At 71.0% G+C, this 26164-nt stretch carries 21 protein-coding genes; 9 read left to right on the top strand and 12 right to left on the bottom strand.

Annotated elements, in window-relative coordinates; translation table 11 throughout:
- Positions 1–3: 3 nt before the first annotated feature.
- Positions 4–1428: a type I glutamate--ammonia ligase gene (gene glnA / locus P5G59_RS02050; protein WP_301215506.1), complete on the bottom strand. Its 1425-nt coding sequence runs from the start codon at positions 1426–1428 to the stop codon at positions 4–6.
- Positions 1429–1602: 174 nt separating this feature from the next.
- Between glnA and P5G59_RS02055 the strand changes: the two genes are divergently transcribed.
- Positions 1603–2025: an RDD family protein gene (locus P5G59_RS02055; protein ID WP_175336334.1), complete on the top strand. Its 423-nt coding sequence runs from the start codon at positions 1603–1605 to the stop codon at positions 2023–2025.
- A 14-nt stretch (positions 2026–2039) separates the two neighbouring features.
- Here the strand turns inward: P5G59_RS02055 and P5G59_RS02060 are convergent, their stop codons facing one another.
- The 3 genes from P5G59_RS02060 to lipB form a co-directional block, all read right to left on the bottom strand.
- Complete coding sequence (locus P5G59_RS02060) at positions 2040–2735, bottom strand: DUF4191 domain-containing protein (RefSeq protein WP_301215510.1); 696 nt, start codon at positions 2733–2735, stop codon at positions 2040–2042.
- A gap of 62 nt (positions 2736–2797) precedes the next feature.
- Positions 2798–3787, bottom strand: a complete 990-nt coding sequence (lipA, locus tag P5G59_RS02065) for a lipoyl synthase (protein ID WP_301215512.1) — start codon at positions 3785–3787, stop codon at positions 2798–2800.
- Entirely contained in the window at positions 3784–4443 is a 660-nt protein-coding gene (lipB, locus tag P5G59_RS02070) for a lipoyl(octanoyl) transferase LipB (RefSeq protein ID WP_301215514.1), read from the bottom strand. Before lipB ends, lipA begins: the two co-directional genes overlap by 4 nt.
- Before the next feature lie 115 nt (positions 4444–4558).
- Here lipB and P5G59_RS02075 point away from each other — a divergent pair, with 115 nt between their 5' ends.
- A complete protein-coding gene (locus P5G59_RS02075) occupies positions 4559–6097 on the top strand; it encodes a hypothetical protein (protein ID WP_301215516.1) in 1539 nt (512 codons plus the stop codon).
- 5 nt (positions 6098–6102) lie between these two features.
- Here the strand turns inward: P5G59_RS02075 and sucB are convergent, their stop codons facing one another.
- From sucB to P5G59_RS02090, 3 genes are all read right to left on the bottom strand, one after another.
- Positions 6103–7626, bottom strand: a complete 1524-nt coding sequence (gene sucB, locus P5G59_RS02080; protein WP_301215519.1) for a 2-oxoglutarate dehydrogenase, E2 component, dihydrolipoamide succinyltransferase — start codon at positions 7624–7626, stop codon at positions 6103–6105.
- A gap of 79 nt (positions 7627–7705) precedes the next feature.
- Entirely contained in the window at positions 7706–9079 is a 1374-nt protein-coding gene (gene lpdA / locus P5G59_RS02085; RefSeq protein WP_175336328.1) for a dihydrolipoyl dehydrogenase, read from the bottom strand.
- 106 nt (positions 9080–9185) lie between these two features.
- Positions 9186–10670: a leucyl aminopeptidase gene (locus P5G59_RS02090; RefSeq protein ID WP_301215522.1), complete on the bottom strand. Its 1485-nt coding sequence runs from the start codon at positions 10668–10670 to the stop codon at positions 9186–9188.
- Positions 10671–10762: 92 nt separating this feature from the next.
- Between P5G59_RS02090 and P5G59_RS02095 the strand changes: the two genes are divergently transcribed.
- From P5G59_RS02095 to P5G59_RS02115, 5 genes are all read left to right on the top strand, one after another.
- Positions 10763–11692 carry a proteasome assembly chaperone family protein gene (locus P5G59_RS02095; RefSeq protein ID WP_301215524.1) on the top strand — a complete coding sequence of 310 codons (930 nt, stop codon included), beginning with the start codon at positions 10763–10765 and terminating at the stop codon, positions 11690–11692.
- A 71-nt stretch (positions 11693–11763) separates the two neighbouring features.
- A complete protein-coding gene (locus P5G59_RS02100; protein ID WP_301215525.1) occupies positions 11764–13095 on the top strand; it encodes an MFS transporter in 1332 nt (443 codons plus the stop codon).
- A gap of 199 nt (positions 13096–13294) precedes the next feature.
- On the top strand, positions 13295–14662 hold the full coding sequence (locus tag P5G59_RS02105; protein WP_301215526.1) for an RNA polymerase sigma factor: 1368 nt from the start codon (positions 13295–13297) through the stop codon (positions 14660–14662).
- A gap of 4 nt (positions 14663–14666) precedes the next feature.
- A complete protein-coding gene (locus tag P5G59_RS02110) occupies positions 14667–15941 on the top strand; it encodes a MurT ligase domain-containing protein (RefSeq protein ID WP_301215527.1) in 1275 nt (424 codons plus the stop codon).
- On the top strand, positions 15938–16654 hold the full coding sequence (locus tag P5G59_RS02115) for a type 1 glutamine amidotransferase (protein WP_301215529.1): 717 nt from the start codon (positions 15938–15940) through the stop codon (positions 16652–16654). Before P5G59_RS02110 ends, P5G59_RS02115 begins: the two co-directional genes overlap by 4 nt.
- Positions 16655–16732: 78 nt before the next feature.
- On the opposite strand, the gene P5G59_RS02120 is transcribed toward P5G59_RS02115, so the two are convergent.
- Genes P5G59_RS02120 through P5G59_RS02130 form a run of 3 tightly spaced genes read right to left on the bottom strand, consistent with a single transcriptional unit; the run spans position 16733 to position 18813 of the window.
- Complete coding sequence (locus P5G59_RS02120) at positions 16733–17809, bottom strand: alanine racemase (RefSeq protein ID WP_301215530.1); 1077 nt, start codon at positions 17807–17809, stop codon at positions 16733–16735.
- Positions 17810–17819: 10 nt separating this feature from the next.
- The gene (locus P5G59_RS02125) at positions 17820–18542 is read right to left on the bottom strand and encodes an alanine racemase (RefSeq protein ID WP_301215531.1); all 723 of its coding nucleotides are present in this window, start codon (positions 18540–18542) and stop codon (positions 17820–17822) included.
- Between the two features lie 34 nt (positions 18543–18576).
- Positions 18577–18813 (bottom strand): DUF7455 domain-containing protein, encoded by a 237-nt coding sequence (locus P5G59_RS02130; protein ID WP_018191296.1) that lies wholly within the window; start codon positions 18811–18813, stop codon positions 18577–18579.
- 213 nt (positions 18814–19026) lie between these two features.
- Here P5G59_RS02130 and P5G59_RS02135 point away from each other — a divergent pair, with 213 nt between their 5' ends.
- The gene (locus tag P5G59_RS02135; RefSeq protein WP_301215536.1) at positions 19027–21126 is read left to right on the top strand and encodes a DNA gyrase/topoisomerase IV subunit B; all 2100 of its coding nucleotides are present in this window, start codon (positions 19027–19029) and stop codon (positions 21124–21126) included.
- 111 nt (positions 21127–21237) lie between these two features.
- On the opposite strand, the gene P5G59_RS02140 is transcribed toward P5G59_RS02135, so the two are convergent.
- The gene (locus P5G59_RS02140) at positions 21238–23718 is read right to left on the bottom strand and encodes a DNA gyrase/topoisomerase IV subunit A (RefSeq protein ID WP_301215538.1); all 2481 of its coding nucleotides are present in this window, start codon (positions 23716–23718) and stop codon (positions 21238–21240) included.
- A gap of 84 nt (positions 23719–23802) precedes the next feature.
- On the opposite strand from P5G59_RS02140, the gene P5G59_RS02145 reads away from it, so the two are divergent.
- On the top strand, positions 23803–24924 hold the full coding sequence (locus tag P5G59_RS02145) for an alkaline phosphatase family protein (RefSeq protein WP_301216970.1): 1122 nt from the start codon (positions 23803–23805) through the stop codon (positions 24922–24924).
- A gap of 68 nt (positions 24925–24992) precedes the next feature.
- Here the strand turns inward: P5G59_RS02145 and sepH are convergent, their stop codons facing one another.
- Entirely contained in the window at positions 24993–26126 is a 1134-nt protein-coding gene (gene sepH, locus P5G59_RS02150; RefSeq protein ID WP_301215540.1) for a septation protein SepH, read from the bottom strand.
- Positions 26127–26164 lie beyond the last annotated feature (38 nt).

Below are 26164 nucleotides of genomic sequence, written 5' to 3' on the forward strand. Positions count from 1 at the left end.
CGGTCAGACCCCGTAGTACAGCTCGTACTCGAACGGGTGCGGGCGCTGCGCGAGCGGCTTGATCTCCTTCTCGCGCTTGTACTCGATCCAGGTCTCGATGAGCTCCGGGGTGAACACGCCGCCCGCGGTGAGGAAGTCGTGGTCCGCCTCGAGCGCGTCGAGCGCCTCGCCGAGCGACGCCGGCACCTGGGGGATGTTCTTGGCCTCCTCGGGCGGAAGCTCGTAGAGGTCCTTGTCGACCGGCTCGTGCGGCTCGATGCGGTTCTTGATGCCGTCGAGGCCCGCCATCAACTGCGCGGCGAAGGCGAGGTACGGGTTGCCGGACGCGTCGGGCGCGCGGAACTCGATGCGCTTGGCCTTCGGGTTGGAGCCGGTGATCGGGATGCGGATCGACGCCGAGCGGTTACCGGCCGAGTAGACCAGGTTGACCGGGGCCTCGAAGCCGGGCACGAGGCGGTGGAACGAGTTCACCGTCGGGTTCGTGAAGGCGAGCACCGCGGGGGCGTGCTTGAGCAGGCCGCCGATGTACCAGCGCGCGATGTCGGACAGGCCGCCGTAGCCCGCCTCGTCGTAGAACAGCGGCTTGCCGTCGTTCCACAGCGACTGGTGGGTGTGCATGCCGGAACCGTTGTCGCCGAAGAGCGGCTTCGGCATGAAGGTCGCCGTCTTGCCCCACTCGTTCGCCGTGTTCTTGACGATGTACTTGAACTTCAGGATGTCGTCCGCCGCGTGGACCATGGTGTCGAAGCGGTAGTTGATCTCCGCCTGGCCGCCGGTGCCCACCTCGTGGTGCGCGCGCTCCAGGATGAGGCCCGCGTCGATCAGCTTCAGCGAGATGTCGTCGCGCAGGTCGGCCTGCTTGTCGACGGGGGAGACCGGGAAGTAGCCGCCCTTGTAGGGGGTCTTGTTCGCCAGGTTGCCGCCCTCTTCGACGCGGCCCGAGTTCCAGGCGCCCTCCTCCGAGTCCACGGAGTAGAAGCTGGAGTTCTGCTTCACCTCGTAGCGGACGTCGTCGAAGATGTAGAACTCGGCCTCCGGCGCGAAGTACGCGGTGTCGGCGATGCCGGTCGACGCGAGGTACTTCTCGGCCTTCTTGGCGACCTGACGCGGGTCCTTCGCGTAGATCTCGCCGTTTCGCGGGTTGTAGATGTCGAACACCATGATGAGGGTGCGCTCGGCACGGAACGGGTCGATGTAAGCGGTCGACACATCCGGGATGAGCTGCATGTCGGACTCGTGGATCGACGCGAAGCCGCGGATCGAGGAGCCGTCGAACAGCTGGCCGACGGAGAAGAACTCCTCGTCGACGGTCGAGGCGGGGATGTTGAAGTGCTGCTGCACACCGGGCAGGTCGGTGAAGCGGATATCAAGGAACTTGACGTCGGTGTCCTTGATGAACTTGAGCACCTCGGAAGAATCACGGAACATACGGACGACTCCCAATGGCTTTGCGGGTGACCGGACTGCGCATGCAGTCCACCGACCACGCTAGGGGGAGGCCGTTTCCCCGCGGTCACGCGAATGTTTCCGGCATGTTACGCGTACCCCCGACGGGGATGGGGCGTCCAGGTGGCCGCGAGTGGCCCTCGGTAGACTCGGCTGGTGCCCCAGAACCCGTCGAACCGCCCCGGCGACATCGCCCCCAGCCGCTACCCGGGCGAGCGCCTCGGCCTCCCCGAGTCCGGGCCGCGCTCGATCGGGCGGGTCGGGCGGCGGATCGGGGCGATCGTCATCGACTGGGCGATCGCGTCGTTCCTGTCGTTCGCGTTCTTCCGCTACGACAGCTGGGCGACGATCGCGATCTTCGCCGTGCTGCAGATCCTCTTCATCCCGACCATCGGCGGCAGCATCGGGCACCGGATCGTCGGGATGCGCGTGGTCGCGGTCCGTGGGGGCTGGGTCGGTGTCTGGCGTCCGATCGTCCGGACGCTGCTGCTGTGCATCGTGATCCCCGCGCTTGTCTGGGACTCCGACCAGCGCGGCTTCCACGACAAGATCGCCGGCACGGTCCTCATCCGCGCCTGACGGCGCGGCGCGGGTCAGCGGGCGCGCTGGGCGCGCACCTTCATCGGGTCGATGCCCTTCGGGATCGGCATCTGGTTCTCCATCGACTGGAGACGGTTGCTGATCGCGATGACCTCGGCCTTGGTGAGGGTCGGCTTGATCTTGGCGAGCGTGCGCGGGACCTTGTGCAGCGGCACCGAGTCGGCATCCGGCCCGACCGTGATGATCGTGACGGGGACGTTCGGCAGCACGCGGTTCACCTTGCGGCGCTCCTCGTCCACCATGCGCTTGGTGCGCGTCGCCGGGCCCTCGCTGATCAGCACGACGCCGCCGCGGCCGGTCGCGCGGTACACCGCGTCCTGCGTCTTGCCGTTGACCGCCACCGGCATCTCGGAGCCGCGCCAGCTGCGCTTGAGCGACGAGCGCAGCACGGCGCCGACGGCACCGGGCTGGCCCTCGATCTGGGAGTACGCCGCGCGCTCGGCACGACGACCCAGGATGATCAGGCCGATCAGGACGCCCGCGAGCACGCCCGCGACGATCCACAGCACCATCGTGAAGACGTTGCCGCCGGACAGGAAGATCGCGAGCAGCACGCCGGCGACGATGGGAAGGACAGCACCGAGGACGATGTACAGCAGCGCGCGGTCGTCGTACCGGCGGGTCATCTGGAAGACCTGCCACATCTGCTTCAGACGGCCGGGCTCCTTGGTGGACTTGTCCTTTGCCATAGCTCCAAGGATACCGGCTCGCGGGTCCTCCAGATGACCTGTTCGCCGCTGGGAGAGTGCTGTCAGGAGACCGCCTGCGCGAACCCGAGCGACGCGTCGGCGAGGTGCCGCAGCTCGTCCGGCACCGGCCGTCCCTTCGCCTGCATCGACTGCGCCCAGAGCCGCCCCGCGCGGTACGAGGACCGCACGAGCGGACCGGCGAGCACGCCGAGGAAGCCGACCTCCTCCGCCTCCTGCTTGAGCTCCACGAACTCGTCGGGGTGCACCCATCGGGCCACCGGCAGGTGCCGCGGGCTCGGCCGCAGGTACTGCGTGATGGTCAGGATGTCGGTGCCCGCGTCGTGCAGGTCGCGCAGGGCGGCGCTGACCTCCTGGCGCTCCTCGCCCATCCCGAGGATCAGGTTCGACTTCGTGATCAGACCTGCCGCGCGACCCTGGGTCAGCACGTCGAGCGAGCGCTCGTACCGGAACGCCGGCCGGATGCGCTTGAAGATGCGCGGAACGGTCTCGACGTTGTGCGCGAACACCTCCGGCTGCGCAGAGAAGACCTCGCCCAGGTACTCCGGGTTGCCGGAGAAGTCGGGCACCAGGATCTCGACCCCGGTGCCGGGGGACTGGCGGTGGATCTCGCGGATCGTCTCGGCGTACAGCCACGACCCCTCGTCCTCCAGGTCGTCGCGCGCGACACCGGTCACCGTGGCGTAGCGCAGGCCCATCCGCTGCACGGACTCGGCGACGCGCCGCGGCTCGTCCCGGTCGAAGTCGGCAGGCTTGCCGGTGTCGATCTGGCAGAAGTCGCAGCGGCGGGTGCACTGGGAGCCGCCGATGAGGAAGGTCGCCTCCCGGTCCTCCCAGCACTCGTAGATGTTCGGGCAGCCGGCCTCCTGGCAGACGGTGTGCAGCTCCTCGGTCTTCACCAGGGTCTGCAGCTGCCGGTACTCCGGGCCCATCTTCGCCTTGGTCTTGATCCACTCGGGCTTGCGCTCGATCGGCGTCTGGGCGTTGCGGACCTCGAGGCGCAGCATCCGGCGCCCCTCGGGTAGGGCGCTCACGCGACGGCCTCCGCCGCCGTGAACTCGAGGTCGAAGGCGTCCATGACGAGCGGCGCGACCTCCTGCGGCGTGACGGTTCGGCCCAGGACGCGGGAGATCGTGGTGACTCCGGCGTCGCGGATGCCGCAGGCGACGATCCGGTCGTAGGCGGCGAGGTCGTTGGAGCAGTTGAGCGCGAAGCCGTGCATGGTGACGCCCTCGGCGACGCGGATGCCGATGGCGGCGATCTTCTCGTCCTGCTGTGCTCCCGGGTTGTGCTCCGGGCGCATCCAGACGCCGGACCGGCCCTCGATCTGCACGCCGGTCACGCCGAGGCGGGCGAGCACGTCGATGAGGACGCGCTCGAGCGCACGGACGTAGCCGACGACATCGACGGGTTCGTGGAGACGGACGATCGGGTACCCCACGAGCTGCCCCGGCCCGTGCCAGGTGATCTTGCCCCCGCGGTCGACGTCGACGACGGGCGTGCCGTCGTCCGGGCGTTCGTCCGGGGAGGTGCGCTTGCCGGCGGTGTACACCGACTCGTGCTCGAGGAGGATGACGGTATCGGGCGCCTGGCCTGCGACGACGGCGGCGTGCACGGCACGCTGCTGCTGAAGGGCCTCGAGATACGGCACGGAGTTGGCGCTTAGCCCCGTGACGTCATACGTGGTCACCCGGTCAGTCTACGTCGGGCTTCGGGAAGGTGCGCACAGCCCGACGACAGCGTGACTTGTCCACAGATCCGCGGAGACGGGCCCTCGGCGCGCCCGTGCCTACTGGGATGGAGGCATGACACCGATCACCGGCTCCTCCCCCTCCCGTCCTGCCGACCGTGCAGAGCTCCACCGCATCGCGACGGCACTGGCCCGCGCCGAGGGTTGGGACGCGGCGGGGCCGCCGACGGACGACCCGGGCGGGGGAGTGTCCCTGCCGGTGACGGGCGCCGCGCTGCACCGACGGGCGCGGCTGCGAGTGCGCGAGCGGCGGGCTGGAGAGGCAGGGCCGTCCGCCGACCGCGAGCTCGCGGCGCGGAGGCGAGCCGCGAGCGAGCACGTCGTCGGGCTCGTGCAGGAGGTCGGCCGACGCCAGGTCCGCGGACGTGAAATGGATGCCGTCCTCCTGGCCGACGCTCCCGGCGGCACTCTGGCGGAGCTGATCGCGCGTCGCTCGGGTGTGTCGGGCGGTGAGGCCGCGACGGTGCTGCTCGGCGTTGCGCGGGGGATCGCCGCCCTGCACGCGGCGGGCTGGGCCGCGCCGACCCTCTCGCCGGAGGGTGTGGAGTTCACCGCCGACGGCTGCCCGTCCCTCGGCCTCCTCGACGGTGTCGTGCCGCTGCATCCCGAGGCCGCCGTCGCGGACGCGGAAGCGTTCCACGCGTTCGCTCGCTCCCTGTGCCTACGCGTGGTCGACGGCACCGGCATGCGCCTCCTGGCGGCCGTGGAGGGTGCACTCCGCAGCGGGCGGTGGTCCGCGGTGGAGGAGGCGGTGGCGGCGGTCGCGCGTCCGGTCGCGGTGCGTTCGGCGGTCGAGGGGGAGGTGCCGTCCGTCGGGGTCTCGGTGAACGCGCCGGGAGCCGTCGATGCCGGCGATTCCGCTCGCGCTGTGGCGAGGGCTCATCCGAGCGGGGACGATCGGGGACGTGCTCCGCGCCTTGCCTCGGTGGTCGAGCTGTTCGACGACCGTCCCCTTCAGCGAGTGGGGACGCGACTGCTCGCCGCCCTGCGCAGGCGGCCTGCCCTGGCTCTGGTCGCCGCTGTGCCCGTGATCGTCGGGCTGGCAGTCGTCGCGCTGGTTCCGGGAACCCCGGCGCCGAGCGCGGCGGTGAGCCGCTCGACCGCGGCGAGTACACCATCGGTCGGCCGATCGACCGCGGCCTGGGGACGGTCGGGTGCGACGGGAACCCCGGTCGCCGGCTCCGGGGCGGCATCCCTCGCGGCGGAAGCGGGCGATGGAGGAGCCGGCGCGGGCGCTTCACCTGAGGGCGAGAAGCCTCGCGGCGACAGCGATGACCCGGTGGATGCGGCGGTCACTCTGCTGGACGCGCGGCATGCCTGCTTCTCCGCGACATCGGCCGCCCCCGCCTGCCTCGACGATGTGCTCGAAGCCGGAGCCGCTCTGCAGGGGGACGAGGCTGCAGCGCTCGGCGGAGCGGGGGCGGCAGACGAACGCGACTACGCGGGAGCTCAGCTCTCCCTGGTGGAGCGCTGGGGCGATGCGGCGCTGGTGGCGGTCGTCCCCGATGCGGCGCGCACGCCGAAAAGCCGACCGGCCTCGCTCCTACTGGTGAGGAGCGAGGCCGGCTGGCGGTTACGGGCGGTGTTCCCGTGAGGCGATCAGATCCCGAGGTTGCCCTCGAAGTTGCCGCCCTCGAGACGGTTCTTGACCGCGACGAGGAAGCGGGCCGCGTCGGCGCCGTCCACGATCCGGTGGTCGTACGAGAGGGCGAGGTACACGGTCGAGCGGATGGCGATCGAGTCGCTGCCGTCGGCCGAGACGACGACCGGCTTCTTGGTGACGATGCCGGTGCCGAGGATCGCGACCTGCGGGAGGAACACGAGCGGGGTGTCGAACAGCGCGCCGCGCGAACCGGTGTTGGTCAGCGTGAACGTGCCGCCCGCGAGCTCGTCCGGCTTGAGCCGGTTGTCGCGGGTGCGCTCGGCGAGGTCGCCGATCTCCTTCGCCAGGGCGGCGATGTCGAGCTCGGAGGCGTTGCGCACCACCGGGGTGAGCAGCCCGCGCTCGGTGTCGACGGCGATCGAGATGTTCTCGTGGTCCGGGTAGACGATGCTGTCACCGTCGACGGTCGCGTTGATGACCGGGTAGGTCTTCAGCGCCTCGGCGGCGGCCAGCGCGAAGAACGGCAGGAAGGAGAGCTTCACACCGGTCTTGCTCAGGAAGTCGCCCTTCACGCGGTCGCGGAGGGCGGCGACCTTGGTCACGTCCACCTCGACGACGCTGGTGAGCTGCGCGGTCGACTGCATCGAGACGACGGCGCGCTCGGCGACGACCTTGCGGAGGCGCGACATCGGCTGCGTGGTGCCACGCAGCGGCGAGACCTCCGGGGCCGGGGCCGCGGCGGCGGGAGCCGACGCAGCGGCGGCAGGGGCGGCGGCCGAAAGGATGTCCTCCTTGCGGATGCGTCCGCCGACGCCGGTGCCCGTCACGGTGGAGAGGTCGACGCCCTGCTCGTTCGCGAGCTTGCGCACGATCGGCGTCACGTAGCCGGCGTTGCCGGCGTGGGCGCCGCCCGATGAGGCGGGTGCGGCGGCCGCAGCAGCGGGCGCCGCCGGGGCAGCGGCCTGCGGAGCGGCAGCCTGCGGAGCAGGCGCGGCGGCAGCCTGCGGAGCAGGGGCGGCCTGAGCAGGAGCGGCCTCAGCCGGAGCGGCGGGCGCCTGCTGTGCCGGAGCGGCCGGAGCGGCGGCAGCCGGCGCGGGAGCGGCCTGCTCGGCCGGGGCGGCGGGCGCGGACTCCTGAGCGGGGGCGGCCTGCGGGGCCTCCTGCGCCGGAGCGGCCGGTGCCTCCTGCGCGGGGGCGGGCGCCTCCGGTGCGGGAGCAGCGGCCTCGGCGGGCGCGGCCTCGGCCGGCGCAGCCTCGGCGGGCGCCTCGGCGCCGGCACCCGAGCCGTCGCCGATCGTCACGAGCGCGGTGCCCACCTCGACGGTCTCGTCCTCCTGCACCAGGATCGCCTCGATGACGCCGGCGACCGGCGACGGGATCTCGGTGTCGACCTTGTCGGTCGAGACTTCGAGCAGGGGCTCGTCCACCTCGACACGGTCGCCAACGTTCTTCAGCCAGCGGGTGACCGTGCCTTCCGTGACACTCTCGCCGAGTGCCGGGAGGCTGACGGATTCGCTCATGAGCTTCTCTCCTTCAAACCTGATCGTTCAGTAGCTTATTGCAGGCGGGTCCGCGCGCGGCGGACCCGCCTGCGACGTCCTAGAGGGTGTGCAGCGGCTTGCCCGCGAGGTAAAGGAAGGCCTCGCCGAGCGACTCGTTCTGCGTGGGGTGCGCGTGGATGAGCGGAGCGATGTCCTCCGGGTACGCCTCCCAGTTCACGGCCAGCTGCGCCTCGCCGATCAGCTCGCCGACGCGGGCGCCGATCATGTGCACGCCGACCACGGGGCCGTCGTTGACGCGGACGACCTTCACGGAGCCGTTCGTGCCGATGATCTCGCTTCGGGCGTTGCCGGCCAGGCTGTAGTCGTAGCTGCTGACGCTGTCGGCGCCGTACTTCTCGACCGCCTTCGCCTCGGTGAGGCCGATGGAGGCGACCTCCGGGTCGCAGTAGGTGACCTTCGGGATGTTGACGTCCGGGACGACGATCGGGTTGAGGCCCGCGATCTCCTCCGCGACGAAGATGCCCTGCTGGAAGCCGCGGTGCGCGAGCTGCAGGCCGGGGACGATGTCGCCCACGGCGTAGACGCCCGGGATGTTGGTGTGCAGGCGCTCGTCGGTGATGACGAAGCCGCGGTCCATGGTGACGCCGACCTCGTCGAAGCCGAGGCCCTGGGTGAGCGGTCCGCGGCCGACGGCCACGAGCAGCAGGTCGGCCTCGATGGTGTTGCCGTTCTCGAGGGTGACGACAACGCCGTTCTCGTTCTGGGTGACGCCCTGGAAGCGGACGCCCAGGCTGTAGTCGATGCCGCGGCGGCGGAACGCGCGCTCCAGCGACTTGCTGATCGACTCGTCCTCGTTCGGGACCAGGTGCGGCAGCGCCTCGATGATGGTGACGTCGGAGCCGAACGACTTCCAGACGCTGGCGAACTCGACGCCGATGACACCGCCGCCGAGCACGGCGACCTTCTTCGGGACGAAGTCGAGCTCGAGCGCCTGCTCCGAGGTGATGACCCGTCCGCCGATCTCCAGACCCGGCAGCGAGCGCGAGTAGGAGCCGGTCGCCAGGATGACGTTCTTGCCGACGATGCGGTCCTCGCCGACCTGCACGGTCGTGGGGGAGACCAGGCGGCCCTCGCCCTCGATGACCGTGATGCCGCGGGCCTTCACCAGGCCCTGCAGACCCTTGTACTTCTTCGCGACGATGCCGGTGCGGTACTCGGTCACGCCGTTGATGTCGACGCCCTGGAGCTGGGTGACGATGCCGTACTTCGCCGACTCCCGCGAGTAGTCGGCGATCTCGGCCGCGTGGAGCAGCGCCTTCGTCGGGACGCAGCCGCGGTGCAGGCACGTGCCGCCGACCTTGTCCTTCTCGATCATGCCGACGGTGAAACCGAGCTCGGCCGCACGCAGCGCCGCTGCGTAGCCTCCACTCCCACCGCCGAGCACCACAATGTCAAAGTTCTGCTCAGACACCCAGCTACTCCCTCGCGCATCAGGATCATGTGACACGATTTGCCGCCCAGAGGGGTGGCTCCGGGTGACGTGTTGATGGGCGGGATTTCCCGCCCATACGACCCTACTACTTCCCTGAAATGGTCTCGGCCAGACGCAGAAGCGCACGTACGCTGACGGCGGACGGGCCCTTGCCGGTGAAACCGTAGGGCGCCGCGGGGCTCTTGGCGGGGCCTGCGATGTCCAGATGGGCCCACGGGATGCGCGGCGCGTCGTCCTCCTCGCCGGTGCGCCCGATGAACTCCTGGAGGAACACCCCGGCCAGCAGCGCGCCGCCGGCGGTGTTGCCCGGGTTGGCGTTCGCGATGTCGGCCACGTCGGAGTTGATGGTCGCGCGCAGCTCGCCCGGGAGCGGCATCGGCCACAGCAGCTCGCCGGACTCCTTCCCGGCGGCGAGCACCTGGTCCACCAGGTCGTCGGAGCCCATGACGGCCGCGTAGCGCGTGCCGAGCGCGACCATGGCGGCGCCGGTCAGGGTCGCCACGTCGACGATGGCGTCCGGGTGCTCCTCGCTCGCCGCCACCAGGCCGTCGGCGAGCACGAGCCGCCCCTCCGCGTCGGTGTTGAGCACCTCGACCGTGCGCCCGCCGCGGATCCGCAGCACGTCGTTGGGTCGGATCGCCGAACCCGACGGCATGTTCTCGGCCAGGCACAGCCAGGCGGTGACCCGCAGCGGGAGGGCGAGCCGCGCGGCCGCGAGCGCCACGGCGAGCACGGTGGCGGCGCCGGTCATGTCGTACTTCATCCCGACCATGCCGGTCGCGGGCTTGAGCGACAGGCCGCCGGAGTCGAAGGTGATGCCCTTGCCCACCAGGGAGAGGTGGCGGGAGGCGTCCGCGGGCGCGTACGACACCTTCACCAGCCGCGGCGGGCGCGTCGAGCCCTGGCCGACGCCGAGGATGCCGCCGAAGCCGTCGGCCGCGAGCCGCTCCTCATCCCACACCTCGACGGTGACCGGCAGGTCCGCCGCCGCGTCCTGCGCCCGCGACGCGAAGGTCTCGGGGTAGAGGTCGAGCGGGGGCATGTTCACGAGGTCCTTGACCAGCGCGGCGGCCTCGGCGACCGCGGTCGCGCGGGCGACGAGCGCCTCGGCGTCGGGAGCGGAGCCCAGCACCTCGATCGACCCGACCGGGTCCTTGACCGCGGCGCGGCTCTTCTCGCGGTACTCCGTGAACGCGTAGGCGCCGAGCGCCGCACCCTCCAGTACCGCGCCGACCTCGGCCGCGTCCCCGGCGGGCAGGTCGAGGGCGACCGCCGCCGTGCCGGCCAGCTGGCGCACGGCGCTGCCGGCGGCGTAGCGGAGCGCGTCCGTCCCGCCCTCGGGGAGCCCGATGACGGCGAGGGACGCGCCGGCGCCACGGCCGGGCAGCCGCACCAGCTCGTCCCGCCCGCCGCCGAAGCCGACCTCCCGGAGCTGCTGCTCCAGCACCTCGCGGTGCTCGCCGGAGAGCACGGCGACGGTGTCGCGCGCCACGCGGGCGGCGACGACGAGCACGTCGGCGGAAGTGGCGGGGGTGGGGGCGTCGGTCAGCGTCAGCGAGGGAACGGTCATGCTCCGACCCTAACGCGCGTGTTCGCTGTGGGCGTGGCCGCGCGGGGTCCTGAGCAGGGCACGCGCGGGGGAGCCCGATCTAGAGTTGAGTTATGCGAGACCCCGGCGAACTGTTCGAGCTCAACCCGGCACTCGACGTGCCGGAAGGTCTGCCGCTGGTCGCGGGACTGACCGGTTTCGCCGACGCGGGCTCCGGCGTGAGCCAGCTCGGCACCTACCTGCTCGGCACCCTCGACAGCGAGGTGGTCGCCACCTTCGACGCCGACATCCTGCTCGACTACCGCGCCCGCCGGCCCATCATCCACTTCGACCAGGACCACCTGACCGACTACCAGCCTGCGACGCTCAAGCTCTACCTCGCGTACGACGAGCTCCGTCAGCCGTTCCTGCTGCTCTCCGGCTTCGAGCCGGACTTCCGCTGGGAGGCCTTCACGGAGGCGGTGCTCGGCCTGATCGAGCGCTTCAAGGTGTCCACGATCACGTGGGTGCACTCCATCCCGATGCCGGTGCCGCACACGCGCCCGATCGGGGTCACGGTCAGCGGCAACCGGCAGGAGCTGATCGACTCCATGTCGATCTGGAAGCCGCACACGCAGGTGCCCGCGAACGCCCTCCACCTGCTGGAGTACCGGCTGCAGCAGCTGTCGTACCCGATCGCGGGGTTCATCCTGCTCATCCCGCACTACCTCGCCGACACGGAGTACCCGGCGGCCGCGGTGGCCGCGCTCGACTCCATCAGCGCGTCGACCGGGCTGATCTTCCCGACCGACCGGCTGCGCCAGGAGGACAGGGAGTTCGTCGCCAACATCGACGAGCAGGTCGCCGGCAACCCGGAGCTCGGCCGGCTGGTCGGCACCTTGGAGGAGCGCCACGACTCCTACATGGAGGACACGCAGCTGCGCTCGCCGCTGACCGACAGCGACGGCGAGCTGCCGAGCGCCGACGAGATCGCCGCGGAGCTCGAGAACTTCCTGGCTTTCCGCCGTCACGGCGACGAGGACAACCCGCGCGGCGAGCGCTGACCGCGCGCTGACCGCGCGCTGAGCGCACACCCGATTCCTGGCCGGTGCATAGCCGGGCGTAGGATCGTTCGGTGAATTCGCGTCGCTCCTGGATCGTCTACGGGATCGGCGTCTTCGCCTACCTGATCGCCGTGATGCAGCGCACCACCGTGGGTGTCGCGGGCGTCGCGGCGACCGAGCGCTTCCACGTGTCCGCGTCGGTGCTGTCGACCCTCGCCGTCGTGCAGCTCATCGTGTATGCGGGCATGCAGGTGCCGGTGGGCGTGCTGATCGACCGGATCGGGTCCCGCGTCCTGATGCTGGTGGGCACCGCCCTCATGGTGGTCGGCCAGGTCGCCGTCGCCCTCGCGCCGAGCATCGCGATCGCGATCGTCGGCCGCATCCTCGTGGGGGCGGGCGATGCGACGGTGTTCACCTCGCTGATGCGGCTGGTGAACTCCTGGTTCCGCGGTCGTATCGTGCCCCAGCTGTCGCAGTGGATCGGCAACGTCGGCCAACTCGGCCAGGTGCTCTCGGCCGTTCCGTTCGCCCTGCTGCTGCACCTCTCCGGCTGGACGGTCGCGTTCCTCTCCGCCGCCTCGCTCTCGGTGGTGGCGCTCATCGGCATCGTGCTCGGCGTCACCGACCGCCCGGTCGGTGCGAGCGAGGGGCCCAGGCCCGCGACGTGGTCGGACTCGCTGCGCCAACTGCGGATCAGCCTGGCGCGGCCCGGCACCCAGCTCGGCTTCTGGTCGCACTTCGTGACGCAGTCCTCCGGCACCGTGTTCAGCCTGATGTGGGGCATCCCGTTCCTCGTGTTCGCCATCGGGATCGAGCCGGCCGAGGCGTCGGCGCTGCTGACGGTGCTGGTCGGGGCCGGCCTCGTGTCCGGTCCCATCCTCGGCATCCTCACCGCCCGGTTCCCGATGCGACGGAGCAACCTCGTGCTCGGCATCGTCGCGCTCATGGCGGCCGCGTGGACGCTGGTGCTGCTGTGGCCGGGGAAACCGCCGCTGTGGACGATCGTCGTCCTCATCGCCGCCATCGGGATCGGCGGCCCCGGCTCGCTGATCGGCTTCGACTTCGCGCGCACCTTCAACCCGCTGCACAGCCTCGGGTCGGCGAACGGCATCGTCAACGTCGGCGGCTTCCTCGCCAGCTTCGTGATGATGTTCCTGATCGGCGTCTCCCTCGACCTGCAGGCGCACGGCGCGGAGGGCGACGCCCAGCTCTACCAGCTCGACCACTTCCGCTGGGCGTTCGCCATCCAGTACGTGATCGTCGGGATCGGCGTCGGTTTCCTCGTCCGCGCGCGCCGCCGGACACGCCGTCATCTCCTCGAGGACGAGGGAATAGAAGTGGCCCCTCTCTGGGTTGCACTTGTCGGAGCGTGGAGGCGGCGCGGCGGGCGCGAGGCTCTGTAACGACGTGGTCGGGGGAACGCGGGGAACGTGCAATAATTGATGTCTGGACCCGTTCATTTCCTGGGGCCGGAGCATTAGACGATGCACGGCGCAAACCCCCAGGACTTGACATGGGTCTTAGTAGTGTCCGCACGCAAACCCTGAGCCAGGCCCGGCCGTCAGGATCCCGGCCCCTCCGCTTGGTATGAAAGGTGTTCACATGGCAACCCGTGCAGCAACGAAGACCCGCGAGCCGGAGGTCGAGGTCGACGAGACCGTGACCGCGGCGGCGGGCGAGGAGACGGCGAAGCCCGCAGCCAAGAAGGCGGGCACGAAGGCGGCGCCCAAGAAAGCGGCCGCGAAGTCGACGGCTGCGAAGAAGCAGGCCGCCCCGAAGGGCAAGGCTGCGGACGACGAAGACGACGAGGTCCTCGACGACGACGCCGAGGTCGAGATCGACGAGGACGACGAGACGGACGCGGAGGGCGACTCCGACACGGAGGCCGCCGCCGAGGGCGACGCCGACAGCGAGTCGGAGGAGACCGAGGGCGACGAGACGGGGAGCGCCGCGCCTGCGGCCGCCCCGGCCGGCGACCTCCCGCTGCCGACCGATGCCCTGGTGCTGCGCGCCGTCGACGAGGAAGACGACATCCCCGTCTACTCGACGACGATCACCGGCGCCACCGCCGACCCGGTCAAGGACTATCTGAAGCAGATCGGCAAGGTCCCGCTGCTGAACGCGGCGGAGGAGGTCGAGCTCGCGATGCGCATCGAGGCGGGGCTCTTCGCCGAGGACAAGCTCGCGAACACGCCGAACCTCAGCAAGGAGCTCGAGCGCGAGCTGAAGTGGGTCGCCCGCGACGGCCAGCGCGCCAAGAGCCACCTGCTGGGCGCCAACCTGCGTCTCGTGGTGTCCCTCGCCAAGCGCTACACCGGCCGTGGCATGCAGTTCCTTGACCTCATCCAGGAGGGCAACCTGGGTCTCATCCGTGCGGTCGAGAAGTTCGACTACACGAAGGGCTTCAAGTTCTCCACGTACGCCACCTGGTGGATCCGTCAGGCGATCACCCGCGCGATGGCGGACCAGGCGCGCACCATCCGCATCCCGGTGCACATGGTCGAGGTCATCAACAAGCTCGCCCGCGTGCAGCGCCAGATGCTGCAGGACCTGGGCCGCGAGCCCACCCCCGAGGAGCTGTCGAAGGAACTCGACATGACCCCGGAGAAGGTCATCGAGGTGCAGAAGTACGGTCGCGAGCCCATCTCGCTCCACACGCCTCTCGGTGAGGACGGGGACAGCGAGTTCGGCGACCTGATCGAGGACACTGAGGCGGTCGTCCCGGCCGACGCGGTCGGCTTCACCATGCTGCAGAAGCAGCTGGAGAGCCTGCTCGACTCGCTGTCGGAGCGCGAGGCGGGCGTCATCCGCATGCGCTTCGGCCTCGGCGACGGGATGCCGAAGACGCTCGACCAGATCGGTGACACGTTCGGCGTGACGCGTGAGCGCATCCGCCAGATCGAGTCGAAGACGATGGCGAAGCTGCGCCACCCGTCCCGCTCGCAGTCGCTGCGCGACTACCTCGAGTAAACCGGTGCGCTACCGACTGGCGGTCATCGCCGGCCGCCTCGCCCGCTGGCTTCTGCGCCTGCGGGGAGGCGGCTCCGCGGTGCCGGGCCGCGTCGCGCTCGCGATCGCCCCGAAGTTCCTGGAGCGTGCGGTCAGCCGGCTGCCTCTCGGCGTCGTGTTCGTGTCCGGCTCGAACGGCAAGTCCACGACGACGAACATGCTCACCGCGATCCTGCGGGAGCACGGGCTGGACGTCTTCACCAACCCCTCCGGCGGCAACCTGCCGCAGGGCATCGCGTCGGCGCTGCTCGCGGACGTGCCGCTCGACGGCTACGTGCGCGGCGACGTCGGTGTTATCGAGGTGGACGAGGCCTACGGCGTCGACCTCGCGCGCGTGCTGAAGCCGCGCGGCTCGTTGCTGCTCAACGTCCAGATCGACCAGCTGAACCGCTTCTTCGAGCCGACCCGCGTCATCGGGATGCTGCGGTCGATCGCCGAGGGCTCGTCCGAGTTCGTCGTGGTGAACGCCGACGACGACAGCCTCGCCCGCGTCGGGGCGGAGCTGGCGGCGCAGGGGCGCGACGTCACCACGTTCGCTGTCGCGCCGTCCCTCATCGAGGCGTCGCCGAACGGGCTGGCCAACGTCAAGGACCTGACCGGTGCCGCGGCGGGGTCGCTGCCCATCCCGTCCGTCTTCGTCAGCAAGCTGGAGGTGCAGAGCGCCCAGCTCACCATCGGCGGCGAGAACGTCCGCATCGGGCTGCCCGCGCGCGGCCTGCACTACGCGGTGGACGCCGCCGGCGCGACCGCGATGGCCCGCCGCCTGCTGGGTGACCGGTTCCAGCCGAACGCCGTGGTCGCCGCGATGGCGGCGCTGCGCACGGTGTACGGCCGCGGCGAGACGCTGAAGGTCGGCGACGAGGACGTCGAGATCATCATGATGAAGAACCCGCCGAGCCTCCAGCTCAACCTGGACTACCTCAGCGAGTCGCCGGAGCAGGTGTTCGTCTCGGTCGACGAGGGCACCCCCGACCCGTCGTGGGTGTACGACATCGACCTGTCGAAGCTGAGCCACGTGGATGTGATCTCCGGCACCAAGGCCTGGCAGTTCGCCACGCGGTTCGCCTACGCGGGCATCGAGGTCGACCAGGTCGTGCCCGAGCTCAAGCCGGCGCTGCAGGCCTTCCTCGCGCTGCCGAAACCGTCGCGCGGCACGAAGACCATGATCGTCAACTACGAGCAGATGATGCTGATCCGCAAGCAGCTGGGCTTCCTCGACCTGGAAGGCGGCGAGCGATGACCGTGCTGCGCATCCTGCACCTGTACCCGGCCGAGCTGGGCATCAACGGCGACGCGGGCAACGTGCTCGCCCTCGCCGAGCGCGCCCGCTGGCGCGGCATCGACGTCGAGACCGTCGCGCACGCGCCGGGGGCCGAGCTGCCGCCGAGTGCGGACATCGTGCACATCGGCTCCGGGCCGCTCTCGGGCCAGCGCGCGGTGCACCAGGACGTGCTCCGCATCGCGCCGAGACTGCGCGAGTGGCGTGACGCCGGCGTGCCGATCCTCGCGATCGCGGGAGGCTGGCAGCTGCTCGGCACCGAGCTCGAGACCGCTGAGGGCGAGGTGCTCGCGGGCGCCGCGGTGTTCCCGACGCGTGCCGCGCTCGGCCCGAAGCGCCACGTCGGCGAGGTCGTGGCGCGGCTGGCCGACGGCACCGCCATCGCCGGTTTCGAGAACCACTCCGCCCGCACCGTGCTCGAGGGCGCGGAGCCGCTCGCCCGCATCGTCAGCGGGACGGGCAACGACGGCTCGACCGAGGGCGTGGTCGTCGGTGCGTCGATCGGCACGCACCTGCACGGTCCGCTGCTGCCGATGAACCCGGTGCTCGCCGACCGTCTGCTCTCGACCGCGCTGCGCGCCGAGCTGCCGCCGGTGCCGCAGACGGAGCGCGTCGACCGCTACGCGACGAACGCCCGCCGAGCCATCGCCGACCGCCTCGGCGTCTCCCTCTAGCAGCCATCAGCTCCGGACTTGTTCGACCCCGCATCGGCGTGTCGGGTCGAAGAACTCAGGAGCTGACGGCGTCGGGGGTCAGTCGACGTAGACGCGGGGGACGCGGGCGGAGACGCCGGTGACCATCTCGTCGGCGATCGTCTCGGCCCAGTCGGCGTACTGCTCGGCGGTCGGCTCGCCGGCGGTGCCGGGGCCGAACAGGATCGCGGTGTCGCCCACCTCGACGCGGTGCGGGCCTGCATCGACGAGCATCCCGTCCACCTCGACGTCGATCACCGGGCAGCGCCGGCCGTTCAGCGACACCGAGGTCTTCGCGATCCCCAGCGTCGGCACGCCGTCGCCGTAGCCGATGCCGAGCCGGACGTGCGTGGTGCCGTCGACGTGCACCTCGGTGACCGGAGCCTCCAGCCGCATCACCGGGATGAGGCCGAGCTCCGCGCCCGTCGAGTCGTCGAACGGGGAGAAGCCGTAGGCGGCGATGCCGAACCGGACGAAGTCGAAGCGCGCCTCGGGCATCCGGATGCCCGCCGAGCTCGCCGCCAGGTGCAGCACCTCGAAGCGCGCGCCCAGCGACTCCGCCTCGGCGACCGCGTCCCGGAACTCGGCGAGGGCCGCCTCGTCGTCGGCGATGGAGGCGTCGGCCAGGTGCGACCAGGCCGCCCGGACGCGGAGCACCCCGCGCTCCTGCAGTTCGAGCGCCGTGCGGATCAGCCCGGGCCAGTCCTCGCGGGTCGCGCCGTTGCGGCTGAGCCCGGTGTCGACCTTGAGGTGCACGACGGCGGGACGGTCGGCGCCGGCGGCGGCGATCGCCTCCAGCTGCCACACGGCGGAGATCCCGAGCTCGATGTCGGCCTCGATGCCCGCGCGCCAGTCGGTGTCCTGCCCGTGAAGCCAGGCCAGGATCGGCACGTCGATGCCGGCGCTGCGCAGGATGAGTCCGGCGGGGATCTCGAGCACGGCGAACGAGGTCGCTCCGGCGTCGAGCCCGGCGTCCGCGATCGGCAGCAGTCCGTGCCCGTACGCGTCCGCCTTCACGGCGAGCATGGTCTGCGCGGGCTCGATGAGACGGGTCAGGTGCGCGACGTTGTGCCGGAGCGCCGCCAGGTCGATGACCGCGCGGGGGAGCGGCTCCGCGATGGCGTCCACGATGGTCATGCGGCCGTCCTCACTCGCAGTACGTCCTCTCGATGCGGCGGCCGAGCCGGCTGGTGATGACCGGCGCCGCGACGCCGAGCGCGTCGGCCCAGTCGAGCACGGTCGGCTCGCCGAGCGCGGCATCCCCGAACAGGATGACGGCGTCGCCGGGCTCGGCGGAGTCGTCGCCGAGGTCGACGACGAACTGGTCCATGGCGATGCGGCCGGTGATCCGGCCGGTGGTCGCGCCGACCTTCACCGGCGCCTTGTTGGAGGCGACGCGGAGGATGCCGTCGGCGTAGCCGAGCGCGACGAGCACGAGTGTGCTCGGCCGTTCGGTGCGATACGTGTAGCCGTAGGAGACGCCGCGGTGGGCGGGCACGCGCTTGACCGCGATGACCTCGCCCTCGAGCCGCATGGCCGGGGCGGAGGGCCGCGTGGGGTCGAGCCCGAGCAGCTCAGGACCGAGCAGCGCACGGTCGTCGGTCGCCGTCGGCGGATGCGCGGCGACCGTCGTCGGGACCGGCACCCCCTCGTCGGCGATCGCGGCCGCATCCTCCACCCGGGAGACGACGAAACCGCCGACCCCCGCATCCGTCAGCGCACGTGCCACGGGGATCAACCCGTGTCCGTACGCGTCAGCGCGGAGATCGGCGGCGCAGTCGGGGAGCGGTGTCGCGAGCGACGCGGCGGTCGAACGGATGACGGAGAGGTCGATGTGGGCGCGCCTGCGCACGCCGGTCCTGATCGTCATCGCCCGGTCGGACTCGCTGTTCGCGACGGCCGCGTTAAGCGCGCTGCTCTTCGAACAGGCGAGCGGTCTCGTCGTGCCAGCTGTGGGCGATCTGCGAGAGCTTCTCCTGGTGCTTCTTGCCGTGGTGGGCGCAGAACAGGAGCTCGCCGTTGTTCACGACGACGCGGATGTACGCCTGCGCGCCGCAGCTGTCGCAACGGTCCGCGGCCGTCAGTTGCGGCCCCGATGCGAGCTCGTCAACCGCCCCGTTCTCCGAGGTAAGTGTCGACATGTGATGCTCCTTCCGTCGCAACCGGTGAACTCGGTACGTCTATAGAACCACGGATGTTCGGCAATCAGGCGCGCATTGGCTGCTATTTCGCTCAACGCGTAGCCTCCCGGGCGCACCCGTGTCGTGGCGTAGGCTCCGCCGCCCGGCGCTTAGGCTGGAAGGGCACATGCGCCCGGACCCGCGGTGGGCGCATCCGATCCACAAGGAGCGCTCGTGGCGAGTTCGGACTATTCGGCCAGGCACCTCTCGGTGCTCGAGGGGCTGGAGGCCGTCCGCAAGCGTCCAGGCATGTACATCGGCTCCACCGACTCGCGCGGCCTGATGCACTGCCTCTGGGAGATCATCGACAACTCCGTCGACGAGGCGCTGGCCGGATTCGGGTCGGACATCGAGGTCATCCTGCACCCGGACGACAGCGTGGAGGTGCGCGACCAGGCGCGCGGCATCCCGGTCGACATCGAGCCGAAGACCGGACTCTCGGGTGTCGAGGTCGTCTTCACGAAGCTCCACGCGGGCGGCAAGTTCGGCAGCGGCTCGTACGCCGCCTCCGGCGGACTGCACGGCGTCGGCGCCTCGGTCGTGAACGCGCTGTCCGAGCGCCTCGACGTCGAGGTGGACCGCGACGGCAAGACCTACGCGATGTCCTTCCACCGCGGCGAGCCCGGCGTCTTCGACGACAAGGGCGGCGTGGCGAGCCCGGACAGCCCGTTCTCTCCGTTCGTCAGCGGCAGCGAGCTGCGCGTCGTCGGCAAGGTGAAGAGGGGCGTCACCGGCACCCGCATCCGCTACTGGGCCGACCGGCAGATCTTCACGAAGGGCGCGGAGTTCTCCACCGACGACCTGATCGGTCGTGCCAGGCAGACCGCGTTCCTCGTTCCCGGGCTCTCGCTGTCGATCGACGACAAGCGTCCTGCCGCGGGCGACGCCGAGCCCGCGGGACGCACCACCTTCCGCTACGAGGGCGGCATCTCCGAGTTCGTCGACTTCCTCGCCCCGGACAGCCCGATCACCGAGACCTGGCGACTGACCGGCGATGGGCACTTCACCGAGACCGTCCCCGTGCTGTCGGAGACCGGCGCGATGGTGCCCACCGAGCTGAAGCGCGACTGCCAGGTCGACATCGCCCTGCGTTGGGGCACCGGGTACGACACGGTGATGAAGAGCTTCGTCAACATCATTGCGACGCCGAAGGGCGGCAGTCATCAGGCCGGGTTCGACCAGGGGCTGCTCAAGTTCCTCCGCCAGCAGGTGGAGCTGAACGCGCGCCGGCTCAAGGCGGGCAACGACAAGCTGGAGAAGGACGACGTGATGGCCGGCCTCACCGCCGTGCTGACCGTCCGCCTCCCGGAGCCGCAGTTCGAGGGCCAGACCAAGGAGATCCTAGGAACGCCCGCGGTGCGCGCGATCGTCGCGAACGTGGTGCAGAAGGCGATGTCGGAGCGGTTCGGCTCGTCGAAGCGCGACGACAAGGCGCAGTCGGCGCTCGTGCTCGACAAGGTCGTCGCCGAGATGAAGTCGCGCATCTCCGCACGCGCCCACAAGGAGACGCAGCGCCGCAAGAACGCGCTGGAGACCTCGTCGCTTCCGGCGAAGCTGGTCGACTGCCGCTCCAACGACGTCGCCAACAGCGAGCTGTTCATCGTCGAGGGCGACTCGGCGCTCGGCACAGCCCGCCGCGCGCGGGACAGCGAGTACCAGGCGCTGCTGCCGATCCGGGGCAAGATCCTCAACGTGCAGAAGGCGTCCATCTCGGACATGCTGTCGAACGCCGAGTGCGCGGCCATCATCCAGGTCATCGGCGCAGGATCGGGACGCAGCTTCGACATCTCGACGGCCCGCTACGGCAAGGTCATCATCATGTCGGACGCGGACGTCGACGGCGCCCACATCCGCACGCTGCTGCTCACCCTGTTCTTCCGGTACATGAGGCCGATGATCGAGGAGGGGCGCGTGTTCGCCGCCGTCCCGCCGCTGCACCGCGTCGTCGTGGTGAACCCGGGGTCGAAGCCGAACGAGACGATCTACACCTACTCGGAGGCGGAGCTGCACGCGGTGCTGGCCGACCTGAAGAAGCGCGGCAAGAAGTACCAGGAGCCGATCCAGCGCTACAAGGGCCTCGGCGAGATGGATGCGGACCAGCTGGCGACCACGACCATGGACCGTGCCCACCGCACGCTGCGCCGGGTGCGCGTCTCGGACGCCGAGTCGGCCAACCGCGTCTTCGAGCTCCTCATGGGCAACGACGTCGCCCCGCGCAAGGAGTTCATCATCGCCGGCGCCGACGACCTCTCCCGCGCGCGCATCGACGCCTGACCCTCGCCCGCAGAGCCCCGCCACCGAGTACACGAAGACTGCACGTTTTCCGCGTGATTGCGTGCAGTCTTCGTGTACTCGACGGCGGGGGGAGGGTTCAGAGGCGGGGCGTCAGCCGATCTGGCGGCCGAGGGAGCCGACGACCGTGTCCAGCGGGGTGCCGGAGCCGTCGCGACGGGAGCCGCCCTCAGGGAGACTGCGCGCGACGCCGTCGGGGGCGACCGCGAGCGCGGGTCCGCGGCCGGCCCAGGCCAGCACCAGCTCGCTCTCGCCCTTCAGGAACCGCTGGGCGCGTACGCCGCCGGTGGCGCGTCCCTTCGCCGGGTACTCGGCGAAGTCGCTCACCTTCGCGGTACCGGGGTCGGCGCCCGGCAGGGTCGCGTCGCTCGCCGCGATGGTCGCGACCACCGCCTGCTCGGCGTCGGCCGCGGCGACCGCGCCGAAGAAGATGACGCGCGCACCGGAGCCCAGGTTGATGCCGGCCATGCCTCCCGCCGCCCGGCCCTGCGGCCGCACAGACGACGCCGCGAAGCGCAGCAGCTGCGCGTCGCTCGCGACGAAGACCAGCTCGTCCTCGTCGGTCACCGTGGTGGCGCCGACGACCTCGTCGCCGGCCTTCAGCGAGATGATCTCGAACTCCGGCTTGTTGGCCCAGTCGCCCGCCGCGACGCGCTTCACGACGCCCTGCTTCGTGCCGAGGGCGATCGTCCGGTCGGTGTCGGTGAGGGAGGCGAGCGCGAGGATGCGCTCCTTCTTGTCGGCCAGCGCCAGGTAGTCGCCGACCTTCACGCCGGCGCCGAGCTGGATGGAGTTGGCCGGCACCCCCGGCAGGTCCACGGGCGAGAAGCGGATGAGCCGGCCGCGGTTCGTGATCGCGCCGATCTCGCTGCGGCTGGTCGTGTCCAGCTGCGACAGGATCGCATCGTGCTTGCTGCGGCGCGCCGGCGGCTGGATGCGGTCGAGCCCCTGCTCCTCCGTCGCGCCCGCATCCACGCGCAGGATGCGGCCGGTGGTCGACAGGTACACGCGCGTCGGCACGTCGGCGACCTCCAGCTGAACCGTCGCGGCCTTGCTGCGCGAGGCTCCGGCGATGGAGGGCTTGGCCTCGGTGAGCAGCGTGCGCCGCGGGGTGCCGAAGGTGGCGGCCACGCGCTCCAGCTCGTCGGAGACGAGGTCGTTGATGCGCTGGCGGGAGGCGAGGATCGCCTCCAGCTCCTCGATCTCGGCGCGCAGCTGGTCGCGCTCGGTCTCCAGCTCGATGCGGCTGAACTTCGTCAGCCGGCGCAGCCGCAGCTCGAGGATGTAGTCGGCCTGCAGCGTGCTGAGGTCGAACACCTGCATGAGTCGCCCGCGCGCCTGCTCGGTGTCGTCGGAGGTGCGGATGACCTGGATGACCTCGTCGATGTCGAGGATCGCGATGAGCAGGCCCTCGACCAGGTGCAGGCGCTCTTTGCGGCGGGCCAGCCGGAAGCGGGAGCGCCGGGTGACCACGCTGATGCGGTGGTCGAGGTACACCTGGAGCAGCTCGCGCAGGCCGAGGGTCTGCGGCCCGCCCGCCACCAGGGCGACGTTGTTGATGGAGAAGCCCTCTTCGAGCGGCGTGTGGCGGTAGAGCTGCTCCAGCACCGCCTCCGAGCTGAAGCCGGTCTTGATGCCGATGACCAGCCGGAGGCCGTGCTGCCGGTCGGAGAGGTCGGTGACGTCGGAGATGCCGTTGAGCTTCTTGCCGTTGACGCCGTCCTTGATCTTCTCGATGACCTTCTCGGGCCCGACGCCGTAGGGGAGCTCGGTGACCACAAGCCCGCTCTTACGGGCCGTGATCGACTCGACGGAGACCTTGGCGCGCATCCGGAAGCTGCCGCGTCCGGTCGCGTAGGCGTCGCGCACGCCGGACAGGCCGGCGATGATGCCGCCGCTCGGCAGGTCGGGGCCGGGGACGTACGCCATCAGGTCGTCGAGGGCCGCGTCCGGGTTCTCCAGCAGGTGGCGGGCGGCGCCGACGACCTCGATCAGGTTGTGCGGCGCCATGTTCGTCGCCATGCCGACCGCGATGCCGCTGGCGCCGTTGACCAGCAGGTTCGGGAAGGCGGCGGGCAGCACGTCCGGCTGCATGAGCTGGTTGTCGTAGTTCGGGACGAAGTCGACGACGTCCTCGTCGAGGTCCTCGGTCATGGCGAGCGCAGCGGCGGCGAGGCGCGCCTCGGTGTAGCGGGCGGCCGCGGGACCGTCGTCGAGGGAGCCGAAGTTGCCGTGGCCGTCGACCAGCGGCACGCGGAGGGTGAAGTCCTGCGCCATCCGCACCAGGGCGTCGTAGATGGCGCCGTCGCCGTGCGGGTGCAGCTTTCCCATGACCTCGCCGGTGACGCGGGCGGACTTGACATGGCCGCGGTCGGGCCGCAGCCCCATCTCGGTCATCATGTAGAGGATGCGGCGCTGCACCGGCTTCAGGCCGTCGCGGGCGTCCGGGAGGGCCCGGGAGTAGATCACCGAGTAGGCGTACTCGAGGAACGAGCCCTCCATCTCGGTGGTGACGTCGACGTCTTCGATGCGCTCGGTCGTTCCGGCGGCGGGCTGGTCGTCTGCGGGGGTCATTCGTGCAATCTGTGCTGTGTGGCCTCTGGGGGAGGGGCGGGGGCCGGCGTGCCTGGCTGTGCCAGACTGGGCCGGATGCCCCCCATGCTACCGGCCGCGTTCTCCACCCGAGCGAGCCTCGCCACGGTTCTCCCGAGTTCCCTCGCCGCGCTGTCCGGCGGCGCGAACGAGCTGGCGCTGCCGCGGATGGAGCACGTCGTCGTGATGCTCGTCGACGGCCTCGGCGCCGCCGCCTTGCGGGCACGTTCCGGCCACGCCAGGACGCTCGCGCCGCTGCTCGGCAAGACGACGACCATCGACGCCGGCTTCCCGACGACGACCGCCGCCGCCCTGACCACCCTGACTACGGGCACGATGCCCGGCGTGCACGGGATGGTCGGCTACCGGGTGCGCGACGCGGCCGGTCGTCTCACGAACCAGCTCTCCGGCTGGGACGGCCGGATGGATCCCGCGACCTGGCAGCGCTCGCGCACGGTGTTCGAGCGCGCGGTCGAGCAGGGGGTCCGCGCCCGCGCGATCGGGCTGCCGAAGTTCGCCGGGTCAGGGTTCACGGAGGCGGTGCTGCGCGGCGCCGAGTTCGTCGGCGTCCAGTCGCTGGCGGAGCGGTTCGAGGTCGCGGCCGAGATCGTCGCCTCCGCCGGGCCGGGCCTCACCTACCTCTACGTCGCCGAGCTCGATGCGCTCGCGCACGCCCGCGGCTGGGAGTCGCCCGCCTGGACCGCCGGCCTGGAGACCCTGGACGCCCTGGTCTCCGGCTTCGCCCGCCGGCTCGGCCCGGGCCGCGGCGCGCTGCTGACCGCGGACCACGGGGTGGTGGATGTGCCCGAGAGCGGACACATCCTCTACGACACGGCGCCCGAGCTGCTGGAGGGCGTGGCCGAGGTCGCCGGCGAGCCGCGGATGCTGCACGTCTACACCGAGGCGGGCGAGGCCGACGCCGTCGCCCGGCGCTGGCAGGACGCCGAAGGCGACCGCTCGTGGGTGGCGACCCGCGAGGACGCGGTGGCGGCCGGCTGGTTCGGCCCGGCCGTCGAGCCGGAGGTGGCGCCGCGGATCGGCGACGTGCTCGTGGCCGCCCGCAAGCGCATCGCGTACTACGACGGCCGCGACCCCCAGCGCACCGGCCGCAACATGGTCGGCCAGCACGGCTCGCTCACCCCGGAGGAGACCCGCGTCCCGCTGCTCCGCTTCGGCGCCGTCGCCTGATCCATGGGACGCGACACGCCGCTATGCGAGAACGATAGCGGCGTGTTGAGACCCACCGATGCGCGGGGTCAGGCCAGGTCGTCGTCCGTGCGGGCGCCGAAGACGATCTCGTCCCAGCTGGGCATGGAGGCGCGGCCCTTCTTGCGGGCCGACGGCTGCGGGCCGGAGTCGTTCGAGGCCGACGGGGTCGAGGTCGACGAGGACGCCGGGGGAGCGGGCACGTCGAGCGGCAGCGGCGGCTGCTCGACGACGGCGATGGGCTCCTCCACCACGCGGAACGCCGGCTGCTGCGGCGGCTCGGGCGCCGTGGCGGCCGGCGTGGGCGCGGCGGGCTGGTCGTCGTAGCTCGCGGCCTCCCGCTCGCCCCGGCGGCGGCGCAGCGCCTCCAGGAGGTCGGCGGTCTGGTGCAGGTCGCGCGGGGTTCCGTCGTCGGCGCGCTTCATCGCCGACACCGGGATGGAGTTGTTGGCGCCCGGGATACGCCCGGACGGCAGCGGCTCGATCGGCTGGGTGATCTCCGGGCCGAGCAGGTCGACGCTCGGAGCCGGGAACGTGAAGGCCCCGCTGTCGAAGCGGGACGTGTCCGGCTCGGTCTCGTGCGGCAGCACGGCACGCAGGCGCGGGATGAGCGCCCCGCCCCGCAGTTCGCCCGCCTGGGACAGCGTGGTGGCCTCGGAGTTGAGCGGCGCGAGGGCGTGCTTGCGCACGTCGTACGACCAGCGGGCGTCGTGGTCGATCGTGTCCGCTGTGAACTCCAGCTTCACGATCCAGCCCGTCTCGCTGTCCTTCCAGCTCGCCCAGCGTTCGCCCGCGACGCCGAGGGACGCCAGCCGGTCGCGGATCACGGACCCGAAGGTCTCGCCCTCGCCGAGCGGGTCGACGGCGTCGGTGGTGTGCACGGGCACGCTGAGCGCGCTCGCGACGATGTGCTCGCGCTCGGCGAGGATGGGCCCCTCGAAGCGCTGCACGTACTCCAGGGGAGCGCCGGTGACCGCTGCGACATCCTCCGCGGACATCCCGGACCGGATGTGGGCCTGCACTTCGCGCGGGGAGAGTTTGGGGGCCTCGGCGGACGTCTCCTGCCTCACCTGGCGCACCTTCGACTGCAACGCCTCGTCGACGGCGATGCGGAAACGCTCACCGTCGTCGCCGACGGCGACCAGCGCGCCGTTCTCGACCCCGATGACCTTCAGATCCTGCATGTGGATTGCCTTCCGAGTTCGTTCGTACCGGCCCAGAA

The sequence above is a fragment of the Leifsonia virtsii genome, assembly GCF_030433675.1.
In the GTDB taxonomy this organism is placed as follows: domain Bacteria; phylum Actinomycetota; class Actinomycetes; order Actinomycetales; family Microbacteriaceae; genus Leifsonia; species Leifsonia virtsii.